The following is a 17,551-nucleotide window of genomic DNA, read 5'->3' on the forward strand; positions in this document are numbered from 1 at the left end:
ACTCTAGTTCATAATCAATAATTAAGAAAGCTTAATTATTGATAGGCGCTACAGTTAAGCTTCAAAACTGTTAACTTGTAACTAATAAGAATATGATAGAAAAAGAGCCTGTAATTTCCATTAAAAATCTCAACCATTACTATGGCAAAGGGCCACTGAGAAAACAGATATTATTTGACATCAACCTAGAAATTTATTCAGGTGAAATTGTAATTATGACCGGGCCATCGGGTTCAGGCAAAACAACATTACTGAGCTTAATTGGTGGTTTGCGGTCTGTACAAGAGGGAAGTTTAAAATTTTTAGGCGAAGAACTCGTTGGCGTCAGTCAAAATAAACTGGTGCAGATGCGACGCAATATTGGTTATATTTTCCAAGCTCACAATTTGCTAGGGTTCTTGACAGCAAAGCAAAATGTGCAAATGGCTGTAGAATTGAATGATAATATTTCTAAAACAGAAGCAGTAGCTAAATCAAAAGCTATGCTGGGGTCTGTGGGTCTAGAAGAACGAGTTGATTACTACCCAGATAATCTTTCTGGTGGACAGAAACAAAGAATTGCGATCGCTCGCGCCTTAGTGAATCGTCCCCCACTAGTGCTAGCAGACGAACCAACAGCAGCATTAGACAAACAATCAGGGCGCGATGTCGTAGAAATAATGCAGAGTTTAGCCAAAAATCAGGGAACTACTATCTTATTAGTGACACACGACAACCGCATTTTAGATATAGCCGATCGCATCGTAGAAATGGAAGATGGTCTTTTAACCCGTAATTCCCCAAATGCAGTTATTCAGCCATGATTTTAGTCATTAGTCATTTGTCCTTTGTGAATACCTAATGACTAATGACCAATGACTAATAACAACCATAATTTATTATCTAGCCGAACCTGATTTTTTCATTCCAGGTTGGTTTGGCGAAGTTGGAGCATTTGGTTGGCGACTAGTACGAAAAGTCACATTCACGCCTTCATTTGATTGCTCCAGCACCAGTAGAGGCGTAGGTTTAGCCTTTTGATCCCAATGCATACTAGCAATCCGACCTTGAATTGTTGGTTGCCAACTATCCTCGTTTTCTATGGGGCTTAGGTAAGTTTCTATACAGTCAATAATTTGACTAATAGTTGCAGAAGTCGCTTGCGTTGGTAACTTCATTAACCGGATTTGAATCCGAAATAGTACTTTTTTTGCAGAGTTCCCTAGACTACCAGTTTCATACTCTACATCAAAAATTTCATCTACTTGCCGTCCAGCGCTATTAGCAATTCCGACTGATCCAAGTTGTGCTTGATTTGGACGCAGGGCTTGAGTAACTTTTTCTTTGATCTGAATCTTCACTTGATTAAGGATTGCAAAATGAAACACCTCCTCCGCCATCCGCATTCGCAGATAATCCAGGTTAAAGTCTCGTGAGTTGACCAAATCAGGATTAGTTTCCATTTTGCGAATCGTTTCCAGCGCCAGTTTAAATTTTTTCTCTAATTCTCGCGCACGGAATTGTTCAAACTTAAGTTTTTTCTCCAGCTTATCCTTCTGGAGCTTACTATATACAATCAAAGCAATCACCACTAAAGCCAGCCCTCCTGAAGTTACCAACAATAATGGTGGTATTTGAGGATTACTTGCTGGCACTTCCTGGGATGCCTTTTTAGTCTTTATCCCGGAGGATTGGGCAAGAAACATCGAAGTGGACATGGTTGGAAACTGAAAAACTTGACTCCTGATGTTTAGGATGCCCAAATCTTCAATGCCATCTTGCTGTATGATTAATATTTTTTACAGCCTTTTACAAACCACCTATGTCTAGACATCAGAGCATCCTTGCCCTGTCTGAGTTTTCATCTACAAGCTTGAGCAATATTCGTCTTATAGCTACAGATATGGATGGCACTCTGACTAGACAAGGAAAATTTACTTCAGCGCTGCTGCAAGCTTTAGAGGATTTAGCGGCAGCTGATATTAAGGTGCTGATTGTCACAGGACGTTCTGCTGGGTGGGTAAGCGGATTGAGTGCGATTATGCCAGTGGCAGGTGCTATGGCAGAAAATGGCGGTTTGTACTTTCCACCTGGAAACCAGAAACCAGTAGTCTTAACACCCATTCTCGATTTAGCTAAACATCGCCAGCACTTGGCTACAACTTTTGAGAATTTACAAACCAAATTTCCTCAAATCCAAGAATCTGCTGATAATCGCTTTCGCATCACCGATTGGACTTTTGATGTAGCTGGTTTGCATCAAGACGAACTACAAACCTTAGAGAATCTCTGTCAACAAATGGGTTGGGGATTTACCTATAGCAACGTGCAGTGTCACATTAAACCCCAAGGGCAAGATAAAGCTGTGGGATTGTTGCAAGTATTGCGCGAATATTTGCCCCAGTACTCACCAGAACAAATTGTCACTGTTGGCGATAGCCCCAATGATGAAAGTTTATTTGATCAGCGTTATTTTCCTATTTCTGTAGGCGTGGCAAACGTACTGGAATACGTGAATCAGTTGAAATATCTCCCTACTTATATTACTAACGCTGCCGAAGGGGAAGGATTTTGTGAGTTATCTAGTTATATTTTGAAAAGCTTGCACATCTAAAGTTAGGGAAAACATAATCTCGTAGCACTGATTTTACAATCATCACGGCTACTGTATTTATTAGAAGTATCGCTACAAGGACATTTCTAAAAACCACTCATAACCTGCTTTAAACTGAGATTTACCATCTTGTTCGATTATGCTGCCATGCGCCATAATTACTCGTTCAAAATCCCAAGTGAGAAGCTGTTGAATTGACCATTTGACTTTGACTTTATCCTGAGTTGCAAATTTTTCCAATAACGATGGACGAAGTTGGTTGTAACCACCTATAAGTTTGGCTATTAATCTTGTGCTTGGTGAACATTGATTATCAAAATGAAAAACTGTATCGGTGACAATTAAAGTTCTGCTTTTGATATGAAAAAAGACCCATTCATTGAGCGGTGAACATCCGCTAGTATCCAATGTGTTGAATCCTTGTACTAATAAATACTCAACCCCATCAATCAGGTGAATGCTGCGATCGCTAATAATTTGGTCGATTTGCAAATCTGGTCGTTTGCGCTCTAGACCAGACACTGCCCATAGTTTGGCACGAGGGTAATACAGCTTGAAGTCAGCAACAAATAAATGATGATACAAGTTGGGGACGACAATGAAAATCACAAAAACATCGCGGGTCGAGAGGATACGCCACTTGACAAAAGGTGCGTGGAGGAAACACGCCACGGGTGGTTTTAACCACCGTGAAAAATGATAGAATTAGTGATGTGAGTAGGAATAATCATCTACGCACTCGAAGTGTTTTGTAAGGAGCGACCCCTGATTTACCTCGTACCTGCACAAGTTGTAGCCCTGGGTAAACAAGTAATGGGAAAACATGGAGCGTACCGAACTGGCTTGTGATGAACTCCCAAAGCATTAATTGAATCCTAAGTAAGCGCAATTGCAATACCTCTGGTACTGGTAGTTGTTTTGAGCGTCTAGGGGGATATTTGACTATCCCTTTTAAGCAAGTCTTAGAGAATCTGCGTGTCTTTAGACCGCAGAGTGTCAATTCTCCCAATTGATTTAGCTCATTGATAGTTGCGTCATCCATGGCAATAGGTGAGATAACCATTAATTTACCACTGGTCAGACGAATCACAGTCATTCTCGTCCCTACTTCCAAGCCAAAATATTTTAGGGGTTGTTCAGCAACCCAAAGGTCGGTATCAATTGCTTTAAGCATGATAATTTTGCAGTTAGGGTCGTCGCTGGACTATAAAAATTGCTGGACGCTGTAGTAAAGACAAGCCAGACTGCCGACGATATAAACTAACCAAGTTCCGAAAAAACCGATCGCCCTGCCCGGTGATGGGCCATAAGTCTGTATTAATCCCCAGGCATGGGCAATCCGAGCTAGTGTCAGTAGAGTACCTAGCATCCACAACAGTCCCCTCCCAGCCTGCATCCACTCTAGGGCAATTAGGAACATGAGGCTAAGGGGTACGTATTCTGTAAAGTTACCATGCGCTCGGATAGTACGCTGCAACGCCCCATCTTCTATGTTTTTCGTGAAAATAGATTGTTGTGTTATATTTTCCACAAACTCTGCCCAAGCATTCGGATGATCTAGGTAATTGGGCTGTGAAGCTACCTCAGATGAAGATGCACCATGCCAAATCCGAGTACGGGTGCGTTCCATTGCCACTCGATAGGACAAACCCACAGCAAGTAGCCCATGACAGCCGATAAAGAAGGTTGAAATAGGAATCAGAACAGGCATTAGCAATCACTCGAATCAAAATTCTAACTTTGAAAATACCTGGCTGCAATTGTTACTGTCTTTTCAATTCTTGCGGAATATCGAAATCTGCTTTATGAATCTGCTAAAAGAGTTTTTGTTCAATCCCCCAGAACGGAAAATTCCCCTAGATCAGCCCCCATTAGAAGCTCTACCCCAGTGGGGACACTGGTTAGAAACACCAGAGTTGATGGTAGCAATCATTCCGCCAGGACATTTAGAAGTCAATATTCGCTCACCACTTAACCTTGTGGTAACCAGCTTTGGGGAAACTCGTGGGATTGCTGCTTTCAATACTGATCGACTGCAACCTTACCAAGCGCTACCAGGAGGTTTTGATATTGTGCCTCAAGGCAGTACTTATAGTTCGGTGGAAGATGCTTCTTGTTTTGTGGTGTTTGGATATTCCCAATTTTTTCTAGAGCGAATAGTCAAAGTGGAAGCAGAGGGACAAAGAATTGAATTACAGCCAGGGCAAATTCCCAAGACTCATTGGGGCTTAAGTGCTGCGATCGCTATCCAAGAATTTTTTTATAATGGACAAATTGGTGGTGCATTTTATTTAGAATCAGTTGCAACGACGGTGTTGGCACAGATTATTCACCGACGTTCAAACCTATCTAAACGGCTTAAACGTCCGCCAGAGTTTTTAGACCCAAATTCGTTAAAGTTTGTCTTGGAATACATCAGAGCGCATCTATCCCAAGAACTTAACCTGAACCACATAGCTGGCACGGTAGGATTCAGTCCCTACCATTTTGCACGAGCATTTAAAGTCACAACTGGACTGTCGCCTTATCAATATGTCCTCCGGTGTCGGCTGGAACTTGCTCAACAACTGTTACAAAACCAAAGGCGATCGCTGGCACAGGTAGCCGCAGAAGCCGGATTTGGCAACCAGAGTCACATGACATCTGTATTTCAACGAATGCTACACACAACTCCCAAGCGTTATCAGCAAGAAATGAGTAGTATTTTAGACCATACATGAAAACGTTATGGCGTGCCCGATTGTTGAGTGGGCAGCCCTATTATCTCGCCCTCACTCTGCCAATCAATTTATAACTTTTCTATTGGGTTAACAGTGTGGGTCAACAGTCTGTGTTAACCTAGTAGGGTTAACTAATCTCGCACATCTGAGAATTCGGGTGTTTCCCACTTGGGGGATGCAACTTGGATGGAGGTTTAACCCGAATAGGAGTTAGAAATATGCCAGTAGTTTCATTGGCTCAAATGATGGAGTCAGGGGTTCACTTTGGGCATCAGACCCGGCGTTGGAACCCAAAAATGTCTCCTTACATTTATACTTCCCGCAATGGTGTGCATATTATCGACTTGGTGCAAACTGCCCAGTTGATGGATAATGCTTACAATTACATGCGATCGCACGCAGAACAAGGGAAAAAATTTCTTTTTGTCGGCACCAAGCGCCAAGCAGCTGGAATTATTGCCCAAGAAGCCACCCGTTGCGGTTCCCACTATATTAACCAACGCTGGTTGGGCGGAATGTTGACCAACTGGGCGACCATCAAAACACGGGTAGACCGTCTGAAAGATTTAGAACGCCGTGAAGAAACTGGCGCACTAGATTTATTACCGAAAAAAGAAGCATCAATGCTACGTCGGGAAATGACGAAGCTCCAAAAATACTTGGGCGGCATTAAAACAATGCGGAAAGTACCCGATATCGTGGTGATTGTAGACCAACGCCGGGAATATAACGCAGTTCAAGAATGTCAAAAGCTAAGTATTCCTATTGTGTCCATGCTGGATACAAACTGTGACCCAGATGTAGTAGATATCCCCATCCCAGCAAACGACGATGCTATCAGGTCAATTAAGCTGATAGTTGGAAAATTGGCGGATGCCATTTATGAAGGTCGTCACGGTCAGCTTGAGGCTGAAGATGATTACGAAGATTACGACGGCAGTGAGTATGACGATGACTACGAAGAAACCGAATATACTGACGCCGTAATTCCCGACGAGGAAGCAACAGACGAATAAGTAAAGCAGGGGTGAATTGTCCGAAGGAGGGCGGTGGCTGGCAGAGTAGCAGCAAGCCGCCCTAGCCTGCGGCAAATCGTAGGCTAAGGTAGAGACGAAAAAACTCATACCTCATAACTTCATTATTTTTTCTACCCCAGCCCTGAGTAAGATAGAAATACTCAACACCCGTGAGCGATTACAACTCGAGGTCAAGTTAGGAATTGAGGCAACATGGCGGAAATATCTGCAAAACTCGTCCAAGAGCTACGCCAAAAAACTGGTGCCGGCATGATGGACTGCAAAAAGGCGCTGATAGAGACTGATGGCAACATAGAAGAAGCTATAGACTGGCTACGGAAAAAGGGCATTTCTAAGGCGGGCGCGAAAAGCGATCGCGTTGCGGCAGAAGGTCTAGTAGACACTTACATTCAGCCCGGTGGTCGGGTGGGTGTACTCATAGAAGTCAACTGCCAAACTGATTTTGTTGCTCGTAACGAGGCTTTTAAAGCTTTAGTTAAGAACCTAGCAAAGCAAGCAGCGACTGCTGATAGTGTTGAGTCTTTGTTGGCTCAACACTATATTGAACATGAAAGTGCAACTGTAGAAGAATTCATCAAGCAAACTATTGCTACGCTCGGTGAAAACATTCAAGTGCGTCGCTTTATCAATTTTGCACTAGCAGAAGGCACACAAGGTGTAGTAGACAGCTACATTCACACTGGCGGTCGAGTTGGTGTATTGGTAGAGCTGGGTGCTCAAACTGAGTCAGTGGCTACCAATCAAGAGTTCCAAGGCTTGGCACGGAATACTGCAATGCAAGTTGCGGCTTGTCCAAATGTTGAGTATGTGAGCGTAGACCAAATCCCCGCCGAAGTTGCCCAAAAGGAAAAAGATATTGAAATGGGCAAGGATGATTTGGCGAACAAGCCAGATAACATCAAAGAAAAAATTGTTCAGGGACGAATTGAAAAACGCCTGAAAGAATTGACTTTGCTCGATCAACCTTACATTCGCGATCAAAGTATTTCCGTGGAAGACTTGGTGAAGCAAGCAAAGGCGCAATTAGGCGAAGAGATTCAAGTTACCCGCTTTGTCCGCTATATACTTGGCGAAGGCATTGAAAAGCAAGAAATTAGCTTTGCTGATGAAGTCGCTGCACAAATGGGTACTAAGTAATACTTAGTCATTGGTCATTAGTCATTAGTCTTTAGCAAGAACAAAGGATAAAGGACAAATGACTAATGACTCTTTATTAAACAGGTCAAGCAAATAGCCTGGCCTGTATTTTTTTAGTAGAGACGCGAAATATCGCATTTAATTTAAAATATAAAATCCTCTGGGAAGTTATCCTAAAATAAATTCGTACATTTGTACTATGTAATAGTTCACATGGGCAAGAACGAAAAGATATGGCAAGAGCAATCGAGCGAATTGAACGGGATATTGCAGGAATAAAAGAAGCGATTCGGGCGATCGCAGTAGAATTACAAAATGCTTATGCTAGTTATCTAACCACTTTGGGGCTAGCTGTACGAAAACAGTTGATTCTGGCGAGTTACCACCTTTGTACTCAGGGGTATCCTGAAAACTTTCTGAATTTGTCATTGAATCAGCGCCAGCAATTGCAACAAGCCATCCGCAACTTGGGGCAAGTGGCAGGGGAGAAATTGCTTGCTTGTATTCAAAGTGAGGAAGTTGGGGTAGATGAGGGCGATGTAGCTTTAGCTTCCCGCAGGGTGGGAGATGAAGAAGTAACATCCTCTTTATCTTCTGAACTTCTGGATACCTCTAATTCTCAGTCTTTCACTGCCGACACCTCTAATCCTATAGAACTAGTAAAATGGCAACAGAACTTAGAAGAGGTTACGCAAGAGATACTGAAAAAACTGTCGCATGATGCTAATGTTTTAATACAAAAATCTGGGGTATTGCCTAAAAAATTACCAGAACCGATTTTAGCAGCAGCTGCTGCGGCGGCATCAGAAGCGTCTGGTGAGGTAATGCCAGGGCCACCCAACTTATTAAACTTAGTAATTGAAATTGAAAATGAGCAGCAGTCAGAAGATCCTGGACTGACGCAAATCATGGCTATTAACCTGCGGTTAGGAGAAATTGAATTTGCTGATGTGGCGCTCTCCTCTGAGCGCAGGCAAATCCGCAGTATTTTAGTTCAGCTAAACAAGCTAGGACGAGAGTATCAAAAGAAACATAGAGAAAGAGCGATCGCTGAAGCCGAAGCTGCATGGCGTGCTAGTTGGTTTGAATAAAGTTATGAGTTATGAATTATGAGTTATGAGTTATTTATTCCTAACTCTTAACTCCTCACTCCTGTACAGACGCGATTAATCGCGTTTCTACTCATTACTTTTAACTCTGCTGACCAATGACTAATGAAAAACCAGATTGGATACGATTGCACAAAGCCTTGGCAATAGAAGCTGAACGCGGCTTTACAGACTTGATGGGCAGAGAATACCGCTTTAGTGAATTTCTTAGCCTAACTTTGGGCAAATTTCCAACAGGCTTACCCCAAACTGAACGCCGCCGTTGGCAAGGACTAGCGGTGCAATTTGCTAGTTATCCACATCTAGCACTGGAAGAAAGACAAAATTTAGTAGCAGAAACTCGTAGATATCTCTCTCAACTACAGAAACAGGAGCAGGGAAAGCAGGGAGAGCAGGGGGAGCAGAGGAGCAGAGGAGCAGGGGAGCAAGGGAGAATTTATCAATCCAAAATCCAAAGGCGCGACCCAAAATCTAAAATTATCCCTGAGGTGAGTCGGAGGCTTGCACCAAATATTGAGCAAAAACTCAGCGATTTACCAGAAATAGGCTTAAAAAAAGCTGATAATTTGGCACGGCTTGGTTTACACACCGTTCGCGACTTGCTTTTCTACTATCCCCGTGACCACATTGATTATGCGCGTCAGGTGAATATCCGCGAGTTACAAGCCGGTGAGACGGTGACAATAGTGGCTACAGTGAAGCGTTGTAACTGCTTTACTAGCCCTAAAAATCAGAAATTATCAATTTTAGAATTGGTAGTAAAAGATAACAGTGGTCAAATCAAAATTGGTCGTTTTTACGCAGGTACACGTTTTAGCAGTCGCGCTTGGCAAGAAAGTTTAAAACGCCGTTATCCAGTAGGTAGTATTCTGGCGGCGTGTGGGTTGGTGAAAGAAAGTAAATATGGCTTGACACTGGATAATCCAGAACTAGAGGTTTTAGCAAATCCAGGAGATTCGATTGAGTCGCTAAATATTGGGCGGGTAGTGCCAATTTATGGACTGACAGAAGGAGTGGTGGCGAATACAGTACGACAGGCGGTAATTGCTGCTTTACCTGCTGCGGCTAGCCTGAAAGACCCTTTGCCAAGTGGTTTGCGACAAAAGTATGGTTTGATGGAATTGAAAGATGCGATCGCTAACATCCATTTTCCTAGTGATAGCGCCGCCTTACAAGTTGCCCGTCGTCGCCTAGTCTTTGATGAATTTTTCTATCTACAACTTGGGTTACTGCAACGTCAGCAGCAAGCAAGGGCGATTCAAACCAGCGCCATCCTAGTTCCACGCGGTCAACTTGTAGAGAAATTCCACGAAATACTTCCCTTTCAACTCACTGGCGCACAGCAACGAGTTCTCAACGATATCCTCAACGATTTACAAAAACCTGTACCAATGAATCGTTTGGTACAAGGTGATGTCGGTTCTGGTAAAACAGTCGTCGCCGTACTAGCTATCCTCGCAGCAATTCAATCTGGCTATCAAGCGGCGCTGATGGCTCCCACAGAAGTTTTGGCAGAACAACATTATCGGAAGTTAGTTAGCTGGTTTAACCTCTTGCATTTACCAGTAGAATTACTGACAGGTTCTACTAAAACTGCTAAACGAAGACAAATACATTCTCAGTTAGGAACTGGTGAATTACCTCTGTTAGTGGGAACCCATGCCTTAATTCAAGACCCCGTAAACTTCCATCAACTTGGCTTAGTAGTCATAGATGAGCAGCATCGCTTTGGGGTAGAACAACGGGCGCGTTTGCAGCAAAAAGGTGAGCAACCCCATGTGTTGACTATGACAGCTACCCCGATTCCCAGAACGTTAGCACTGACGATACACGGGGATTTGGATGTGAGCCAGATTGATGAGTTACCACCAGGACGACAAAAGATTCAGACAACAGTATTGTCAGGTCAGCAACGCAACCATGCTTACGATCTCATCCGGCGAGAAATTGCCCAAGGTAGGCAAGTTTATGTGGTTTTGCCTTTAGTAGAAGAATCAGAAAAACTGGATCTGCGATCAGCTGTTGACGAGCATCAAAAGCTACAAGAAAGTGTTTTTCCAGACTTTCAAGTGGGGCTGCTACACGGTCGCATGAGTTCAGCCGAAAAGGACGAATCTATTACCAAATTCCGTGATAACCAAACGCAGGTTTTGGTTTCTACTACCGTTGTCGAGGTTGGTGTAGATGTACCTAATGCTACGGTGATGCTCATTGAAAATGCGGAGCGATTTGGTTTATCGCAACTCCACCAACTGCGGGGGCGTGTCGGTCGTGGCGCGGCTCAGTCTTATTGTTTGTTGATGAGCAGTTCCAGAAGTCCTGATGCTCAACAACGATTGAAGGTGTTGGAACAATCTCAGGATGGTTTTTTCATCTCTGAGATGGATATGCGTTTTCGTGGCCCAGGACAAGTACTAGGAACTCGTCAATCAGGAGTGCCAGATTTTACATTAGCGAGTTTGGTTGAAGATGAAGAAGTTTTACTTTTAGCGCGGCAAGCAGCAGAGAAAATAATAGAGATGGATGCAACTTTAGAGCGTTGGTATTTGATGAAAGAAGAGTTGAAGTATAGGTATGAGCGATTGATGGGTGGGGCGATTTTGACTTAATTTATCTTGTCTTGATGATGAACAGCTACTATAGCAATCCTAAATCATTTATAAAAATAAATTAACCGCAGAGGCGCAGAGAACGCAGAGAGAGAAATCAGAGATTTTCACGATTCATTTAGGATTGCTATATAGCTGTGTGAGGTTGGTCAGGTTAGCCAGAGCGGAAACATCGCTTACTTGCGTGCCTCGAAGATTTAGCTCTTTAAGGTTGGTCAGGTTAGCCAGAGGGGAAACATCGCTCACCTGCGTGTTTGAAAGATTTAGCCCTGTGAGGTTGATCAGGTTAGCCAGAGGGGAAATATCGCTCACCTGCGTGTTTGAAAGATTTAGCAATGTGAGGTTGGTCAGATTGGCTAGAGATGAAATATCACTCACTTGCGTTTGTGAAATATCTAGCTCTTTGAGGTTGGTCAGTTTAGTTAAAGCTGAAACATCCCTCACCTGCGTTCTGCAAAGATATAGTTCTGTGAGGTTGGTCAGGTTAGCCAGAACTGAAACATCGCTCACTTTCGTTAAGAAAAGACTTAGCAGTGTGAGGTTGGTCAAGTCAGCCAGAACTGAAATATCGCTCACCTGTAAAAATGAAAGACTTAGCTCTGTGAGGTTGGTCAGGTTAGCCAGAACTGAAATATCGCTCACTTGTGTTAATGAAATATGTAGCTGTGCGAGGTTGGTCAATTCAGCCAGAACTGAAATATCGCTCACCCGCGTGAATGAAATATCTAGCTGTGCGAGGTTGGTCAATTCAGCCAGAACTGAAATATTGCTCACCTGCGTGTTTGAAATATCTAGCTGTGCGAGGTTGGTCAATTCAGCCAGAACTGAAATATCGCTCACCTGCGTTCTGGAAAGATTTAGCTCTGTGAGGTTGGTCAGGTTAGCCAGAGCGGAAACATCGCTCACCTGCGTTCCTGAAAGATATAGGGATGTGAGGTTGGTCAGTTTGGATAACGAATTTAAGTCATGCAATTTTCTTGGAATTGAAATTGGAAGAAGCCCATCTTCTTCAACGTGTTGTCTAATGACTGATATTTGGCTCCAATCATCAACAAAGTTCACTAGTTCTTGAGCAACTTTGACAGTCGAATCATCCAAAAACTCTTTCAGAAGATCCCTTGCTCTTTGATCACCGATTAATCCCAGTGTTCGCACACAGGCTGCACGTTCTGCTGCTTTCCAGCCTGTTTGTTTTTTCAGATAAGGTATGATCGCTTCACCACAGGATGCTAAGACTGTTGCATCTGTCAAATTTTGAGGTGGCAAAAGCTGTTCTGATAACTGAGTAAAGGCTTGGCTAATTTCTGGATCATTTAGCTGGTAGGCATTTGTGTAACACCGAAGGAAAAAGAACTGCTTTGACCTGAGTTTTGCAGCTTCTAATTGGTCTTGTTTCGACCGTGCTTTGGATGGAGCATTTAAAGGAGTTTTTTCAAGAACCGCTCTTACAAGCTCAGTAGCAAACCTAGAACCATCTCGTGGCAGTGCAACAGCAAACAAAATAACAGGTTGCCAGGAAGCTTCGTCAGTGTTATTTGCTAATATTTGAACATCACCGATATTAACAAAACGTTCAGCGGCGAGAAACTCTTTTAAAGTGTTGTGCAGAAATTCAATTCTTTGCTCACTTGATTCTTGGAGTATCCCACTGCGCTCAACAAGTGCTTGACGAATAGCAATGGCGTTGATGTGAGAAAGCTTGTAACTTTCTAACGCTTCAGTAATTTGCCGATCGGCTTCGGCTTCACTAATTGCAGATACACCTGAACTAACCATGTGGAAAGCAAGTTGAGACAGCAATCCTTTACGAATCCGAAATTCTAATCTTCCATAGGCTTCATCAATCCATTTTTGGGCTTCAAAGCTTAAACGTTCTTTATCGCGGCGATCGAGCAGCATTTCGCATAGCTTTTCGCATAGCTCAACAGGTGTTTCTGGAAGGTTCTCATTTCGTGCCCGATGAAGCGCACAAACTACTGCACAAAGCAAAGGATTACTGGTCAGTCGAGCTACAGCAGGGGTCGCCTCAAGTCGCTGCTTTAAGCGTTTTGCCAAAGGTCGTAAATCGGTAGGTTCGTTCCAATTTCGTAAACGAACCTCCATCGCATCATGCCAGCGATCAATGAAGGTGTCCCGGTCAGGAGGGGTCATCGGTTCAACCCGCGCAGATACAAACCCAAGTTCAATAAACTCAACTCGTTCAACTGCTTCAGGGCGTGTTGTCACCACATAGTAATTACCTGGGTAAGTTTTAACTAACTGACGAATTTCCCGCATTGTTTCATCCCGCGCTTGCTGCGGAACTTCATCTACACCGTCAAACATTACCAGGGCACGACCACTGTTTAAGATATCATCAATCCAATTGGCGGGAGGATCAGGTAGCTCTTTTGCAAGTAAAAGAGGAAATTTGCCTGGTCGGGGTAACTGACCATTAGAACAATCTCGCAAGCGAATAATAAAGGGAATTTTTTGTCGCCAGTCACTAGAATTATCTGAAAATTGAATATCAGGTTCTCCATCAAGCTTACTCAAGGAAGGCTTAATCACTGCTAGCCTTTGTCTTGCTGTGTCTCTAGAAACAGGTTCATTTCTGGCAGATTGAACAGCAGCCCAACGCAAAAGGGTTGTTTTTCCACTACCAGCGACTCCACGTATCAGCAAATGCTCTTTATCAGAAAGATTATCAAAGACCTGCTCTGCCGGAAATGTAATTTGATCTTTAGCTGTTATTTCGTTAATGTCACCTTCTAATTCTTCCGCTTCTGTAGTCTCCTTATCTTCATCGGACAAATTTAAGGATACATAGGCAACAGTCAATGAATATTCCTTCGATTCTCTGGGTACATCAATGCCAAAAAGCTGCACATAATCTAACTTATCAGCGACAGCTTTACGATAACGAACTTCATAATCTTCTGCTCGATCAACTTTACTCTCAGAAGTAATCTCAATCGGAATATTATCTATTGATACTTCTACAGCAGGGTTAGAATTTTTTTTTGCAGCTATAGAACTACATAGGTTTTCTATCCAAGGCTTTAAATGTTCTAAAGCCCAACATCCTCGATCATCTGTTCGACCGTGAATAATGCGAGGAATCCAACCTCCGCCTGTAGAATCGTATTGGCGCAACCAAACTTCACCAGTTGCTTTTGCAAAGTCAAGCTGCACAAAGTTATAGCCATTGTTTTTGCTTTCAGACCATTCATGACAAGCCCCTGCTGAAATAACTGTATGCCCGGTTGAAGCATCAGATCGAACAAAATCCTGATGCTCATGACCATGTAGAATAAAAGGAAAATCTCTTTCTAACTGCCTACCAAAGCTTGGGTTTTCTTCAGGAACCAACCAATTTGTAGGATGATGTAAAAGCGCAATAGCAAAATCATTCTTTGGAAGTTTTTGTAGCAGAGTTTCCAACTGAAAGCGACCTGCCATCCATAATCTACCTAATTCTAAGCGACCTGCTCCTGATGATGACCACGCAGAGTTAAAACCAGCAATGCCAACACGCAAATCGGCAACTTCACGAGCATCTGCATAAATTAAATGCTCTCGTCCTGTAAGTAAATGGTCATAACCATAAGTTTGTAGGAAGTGAGCATAATCGTCTAAACGACCAATAATTCGTTGCCAATCTATACCAGCATCTTTAATAAAACTGGTAATTTCATCGAGTGAGCTAATACTCTCTAATGCTTGTTTCTCGAACCTTGAGATTTTATTTCGATTAACGTCATGATTACCCGGTACAAGGAAAAGGTTCCGTTACTCAATGGCTGGCTGAAAAGATTCTCGGACTGTTGTTAAGAAATCATGGGCTTCACGAAATTGTTCGGCTATTGATTTTCCTGCACCACTCCCAATGTTACCAAATGCGGCATCACCCGTAAAAAAAATCAGATCCGGTCTTAACCCATACCGCTCCTGCATTTTTTTAAGATCCTTGCAGAGAGTATCAGTAACTCGTTTAGCATCCCAACCAGTTAGTGGTTTACAAGCATGGATATCTGAAAGATGCAGCCAAGTCAGTGTTTGAGCCATTGAGAGAATTCCTTATTAATAACCAGCCTCAAATTAAGGGAATTGCCTTCCAAGCAATTAGGAGAAAAACGATTTCTAGAATGTAACTGATAAAGACGGTGGGATTTAGCAAACCATCCCAGACATAACCTTTACGTTTGGGAGATGTAGCCCGTTTCAATGCATAATTCCAGCTATTAAATATGGCAGGCCCTCGCAATTGGCAAGTTTCCAAGAAGGTGGTTTCAATTTCGCCTACACGGGGATAAAAACCACGTTGAAAGTGCTTCCACTGGCTCTCTAAAACCCAAAAAAAGATTGGAATGGTGGAGCCAACCAAAGCAAGAACGCTCTTATTCTGTTGCAGTGCTAATACAATTACAGCACCAGTTCCAGTGATACCAAGAGCTTTAATTGCCCAAATCTGCTTATTGTAGTCTTCAATGGTGGTTTGCAGGAAGAAATATTCCTGCTTCAATAACTCCACCTCAAAATTATCTAAGGCATTATCCCTAGAAGAGGTAGAAGGTTGGGAATCAGACATCAGCCTTACAGTAATAACACTTATTACTCATAACATATTACTTGAAAAAGCTCAAAAATATAAATCTATATTGTTCTGTTACAGTAAGATTTAACGTGAGTTCGACGGCGAGCGAAAGCCAGAAAGCCTGAACCTAGAGTAATTGAATAAATTGGATAGAGAAATCTGTTACGATCTATCCTGCTACGAATTTCTCTTACTGTAGTTAATGCTTAGGTGATCGCGATTACCTTATACAATCTAGCTAGTGATCATTCCAGACTCGATTGCTGTGTAGAGATTTGCCTAAAGGTAGAGCGATCGCAATCTCGCAATCCTTCTATAAGCACGAATCAATACAATTGTTAATAGTTAATTTAACACCTAATTTTCAATCACAATACTTGCTGCATTTGAGCATAAGCTTCATAGACACCCTTCACGTTGTACCAGTTGAGAAAAATTCGGGCGATTTCTAAAGCTAATTGAGGTTTACCTAAGTTAATTAGCCATTGCAACAATGGAGCCATTGTTCGTTCATTTAGCGCACCATTGAGTGATAAAATGCCCCATAGTAAGCGATGCAGCCAAGTCATTTGAATCATCATTCGCACTTCCCATGTGGGATGCTTCTGATAAAACAAAACTCCCATACGTCCGCGTTGAATTTCTTGGTCAATCAATCGAGGAATTTGCTCTAATTTAAATGCTGGATGCCAATGATAGCCGACAGCTTCGGGACATTTAATTAGTGTCAAACCTAGTTTTTTCAGCCGTACACCTAGTTCTAAATCTTCCCAGCCATAGAGTTGAAAGCTGGTGTCAAAAAGTCCGGCTTTCTCTAGCCAATGTTTAGGGATTGCTACATTTCCCGTAGCAAAAAAAGCTGCTGAAAAATCTGTGACTTTGTAGGGTTCAGCAGTTGGGTTGTTGAAATTACAAGTATTAATAACTGCACCGTAAGTGAAAAAGCGATCGCTCCCCAATTTCTCCTTTCCCTGCACTAGCGCGTCTGCGTGAGCTTGCAAGAAATTCTTCAGCACCACTAAATCGCTATCAATAAAGATAATTGTATCTCCCAGCGCCCGTTCTACCCCCAAATTCCGAGCCGCAGCTGGGCCAGCATGATCTTGCTGAAACCAGCGCACATGGGGAAAATCTTCTTTGTGTCCTGCTAACCACTCCAATGTGCCATCAGTAGAACCATCATCCACTAAGACAATTTCGTAATCAGTAACCGAACTTGGCTGACTTAATTCCTGTACCTCCAAGGCGCGGAGGCACTTTTCTAAAATCGGTTGGCGATTATAAGTCGGTATCACAACGCTGAAAAACACAGTCTCACCCACAACACTATTTATCCATCTCCAGGATAGGACAGATGCGACGCTGACACTGTTCCTTGTCTGATTCTGGTTACGGAAATGGTCAATCTACTGAATGATGCAATATTTGCTGGGCATTTAAAAATAGGTATATAAGTTTACCACGTTTAAAATCTGAAAATATGCATTTTTGTATGTGTATTAAAGCTTATTTTTTCGTAAATAATAACAGTTGATAAATTCAAATTAATCAATATATAACCTGATGTTAATACTGAGTAGTTAAATTAATAAAAACTTGACTATTTTGCCTGCGTAAGCAGCATCAGCCAGTCTTAATTTGTTATTCACTGCTATTTATTGGCTGTTAAAAATGTGTCAAATTTCAATAAACATCGAAGTAATTTATGTAAATATTTAAAGTTTTTCTTTACCAAATTCCTCATCTTATTGAGAGATGAACTGAATAACA

At 42.4% G+C, this 17,551-nt stretch carries 15 protein-coding genes; 7 read left to right on the forward strand and 8 right to left on the reverse strand.

The window, feature by feature from the left end:
* The first annotated feature begins 92 nt into the window (after positions 1 to 92).
* A complete protein-coding gene (locus LC608_RS09945) occupies positions 93 to 803 on the forward strand; it encodes a DevA family ABC transporter ATP-binding protein (RefSeq protein WP_229553379.1) in 711 nt (236 codons plus the stop codon).
* Between the two features lie 75 nt (positions 804 to 878).
* Here LC608_RS09945 and LC608_RS09950 read toward each other — a convergent pair whose 3' ends face one another.
* A complete protein-coding gene (locus tag LC608_RS09950) occupies positions 879 to 1,697 on the reverse strand; it encodes a hypothetical protein (protein ID WP_229553380.1) in 819 nt (272 codons plus the stop codon).
* 104 nt (positions 1,698 to 1,801) lie between these two features.
* On the opposite strand from LC608_RS09950, the gene LC608_RS09955 reads away from it, so the two are divergent.
* Positions 1,802 to 2,593, forward strand: coding sequence for an HAD family hydrolase (locus LC608_RS09955; protein ID WP_229553381.1), 792 nt, complete (start codon positions 1,802 to 1,804; stop codon positions 2,591 to 2,593).
* Between the two features lie 72 nt (positions 2,594 to 2,665).
* Here LC608_RS09955 and LC608_RS09960 read toward each other — a convergent pair whose 3' ends face one another.
* Genes LC608_RS09960 through LC608_RS09970 form a run of 3 tightly spaced genes read right to left on the reverse strand, consistent with a single transcriptional unit; the run spans position 2,666 to position 4,304 of the window.
* Positions 2,666 to 3,265 (reverse strand): DUF4336 domain-containing protein, encoded by a 600-nt coding sequence (locus LC608_RS09960; RefSeq protein WP_229553382.1) that lies wholly within the window; start codon positions 3,263 to 3,265, stop codon positions 2,666 to 2,668.
* 55 nt (positions 3,266 to 3,320) lie between these two features.
* Positions 3,321 to 3,767 (reverse strand): DUF4336 domain-containing protein, encoded by a 447-nt coding sequence (locus LC608_RS09965; protein ID WP_229553383.1) that lies wholly within the window; start codon positions 3,765 to 3,767, stop codon positions 3,321 to 3,323.
* A gap of 30 nt (positions 3,768 to 3,797) precedes the next feature.
* Positions 3,798 to 4,304 carry an MAPEG family protein gene (locus tag LC608_RS09970; RefSeq protein WP_229553384.1) on the reverse strand — a complete coding sequence of 169 codons (507 nt, stop codon included), beginning with the start codon at positions 4,302 to 4,304 and terminating at the stop codon, positions 3,798 to 3,800.
* Between the two features lie 94 nt (positions 4,305 to 4,398).
* On the opposite strand from LC608_RS09970, the gene LC608_RS09975 reads away from it, so the two are divergent.
* From LC608_RS09975 to recG, 5 genes are all read left to right on the forward strand, one after another.
* Positions 4,399 to 5,313 carry a helix-turn-helix domain-containing protein gene (locus tag LC608_RS09975; protein ID WP_229553385.1) on the forward strand — a complete coding sequence of 305 codons (915 nt, stop codon included), beginning with the start codon at positions 4,399 to 4,401 and terminating at the stop codon, positions 5,311 to 5,313.
* A gap of 218 nt (positions 5,314 to 5,531) precedes the next feature.
* On the forward strand, positions 5,532 to 6,329 hold the full coding sequence (gene rpsB / locus LC608_RS09980; protein WP_229553386.1) for a 30S ribosomal protein S2: 798 nt from the start codon (positions 5,532 to 5,534) through the stop codon (positions 6,327 to 6,329).
* A gap of 213 nt (positions 6,330 to 6,542) precedes the next feature.
* The gene (gene tsf / locus LC608_RS09985) at positions 6,543 to 7,487 is read left to right on the forward strand and encodes a translation elongation factor Ts (RefSeq protein WP_229553387.1); all 945 of its coding nucleotides are present in this window, start codon (positions 6,543 to 6,545) and stop codon (positions 7,485 to 7,487) included.
* Positions 7,488 to 7,720: 233 nt separating this feature from the next.
* Positions 7,721 to 8,578, forward strand: a complete 858-nt coding sequence (locus LC608_RS09990; RefSeq protein WP_229553388.1) for a hypothetical protein — start codon at positions 7,721 to 7,723, stop codon at positions 8,576 to 8,578.
* Positions 8,579 to 8,694: 116 nt separating this feature from the next.
* On the forward strand, positions 8,695 to 11,205 hold the full coding sequence (recG, locus tag LC608_RS09995) for an ATP-dependent DNA helicase RecG (RefSeq protein ID WP_229553389.1): 2,511 nt from the start codon (positions 8,695 to 8,697) through the stop codon (positions 11,203 to 11,205).
* 114 nt (positions 11,206 to 11,319) lie between these two features.
* On the opposite strand, the gene LC608_RS10000 is transcribed toward recG, so the two are convergent.
* The 4 genes from LC608_RS10000 to LC608_RS10015 all read right to left on the reverse strand — a co-directional run bounded on the left by LC608_RS10000 (position 11,320) and on the right by LC608_RS10015 (position 17,103).
* Positions 11,320 to 14,724, reverse strand: coding sequence for a leucine-rich repeat domain-containing protein (locus LC608_RS10000; protein ID WP_229553390.1), 3,405 nt, complete (start codon positions 14,722 to 14,724; stop codon positions 11,320 to 11,322).
* A gap of 252 nt (positions 14,725 to 14,976) precedes the next feature.
* Entirely contained in the window at positions 14,977 to 15,252 is a 276-nt protein-coding gene (locus tag LC608_RS10005; RefSeq protein WP_229553391.1) for a hypothetical protein, read from the reverse strand.
* 28 nt (positions 15,253 to 15,280) lie between these two features.
* Positions 15,281 to 15,775, reverse strand: a complete 495-nt coding sequence (locus LC608_RS10010; protein WP_229553392.1) for a hypothetical protein — start codon at positions 15,773 to 15,775, stop codon at positions 15,281 to 15,283.
* A gap of 374 nt (positions 15,776 to 16,149) precedes the next feature.
* Positions 16,150 to 17,103 (reverse strand): glycosyltransferase family 2 protein, encoded by a 954-nt coding sequence (locus LC608_RS10015; protein ID WP_229553393.1) that lies wholly within the window; start codon positions 17,101 to 17,103, stop codon positions 16,150 to 16,152.
* Positions 17,104 to 17,551 lie beyond the last annotated feature (448 nt).

Source organism: Nostoc sp. XA010, assembly GCF_020829625.1.
GTDB lineage: Bacteria > Cyanobacteriota > Cyanobacteriia > Cyanobacteriales > Nostocaceae > Nostoc.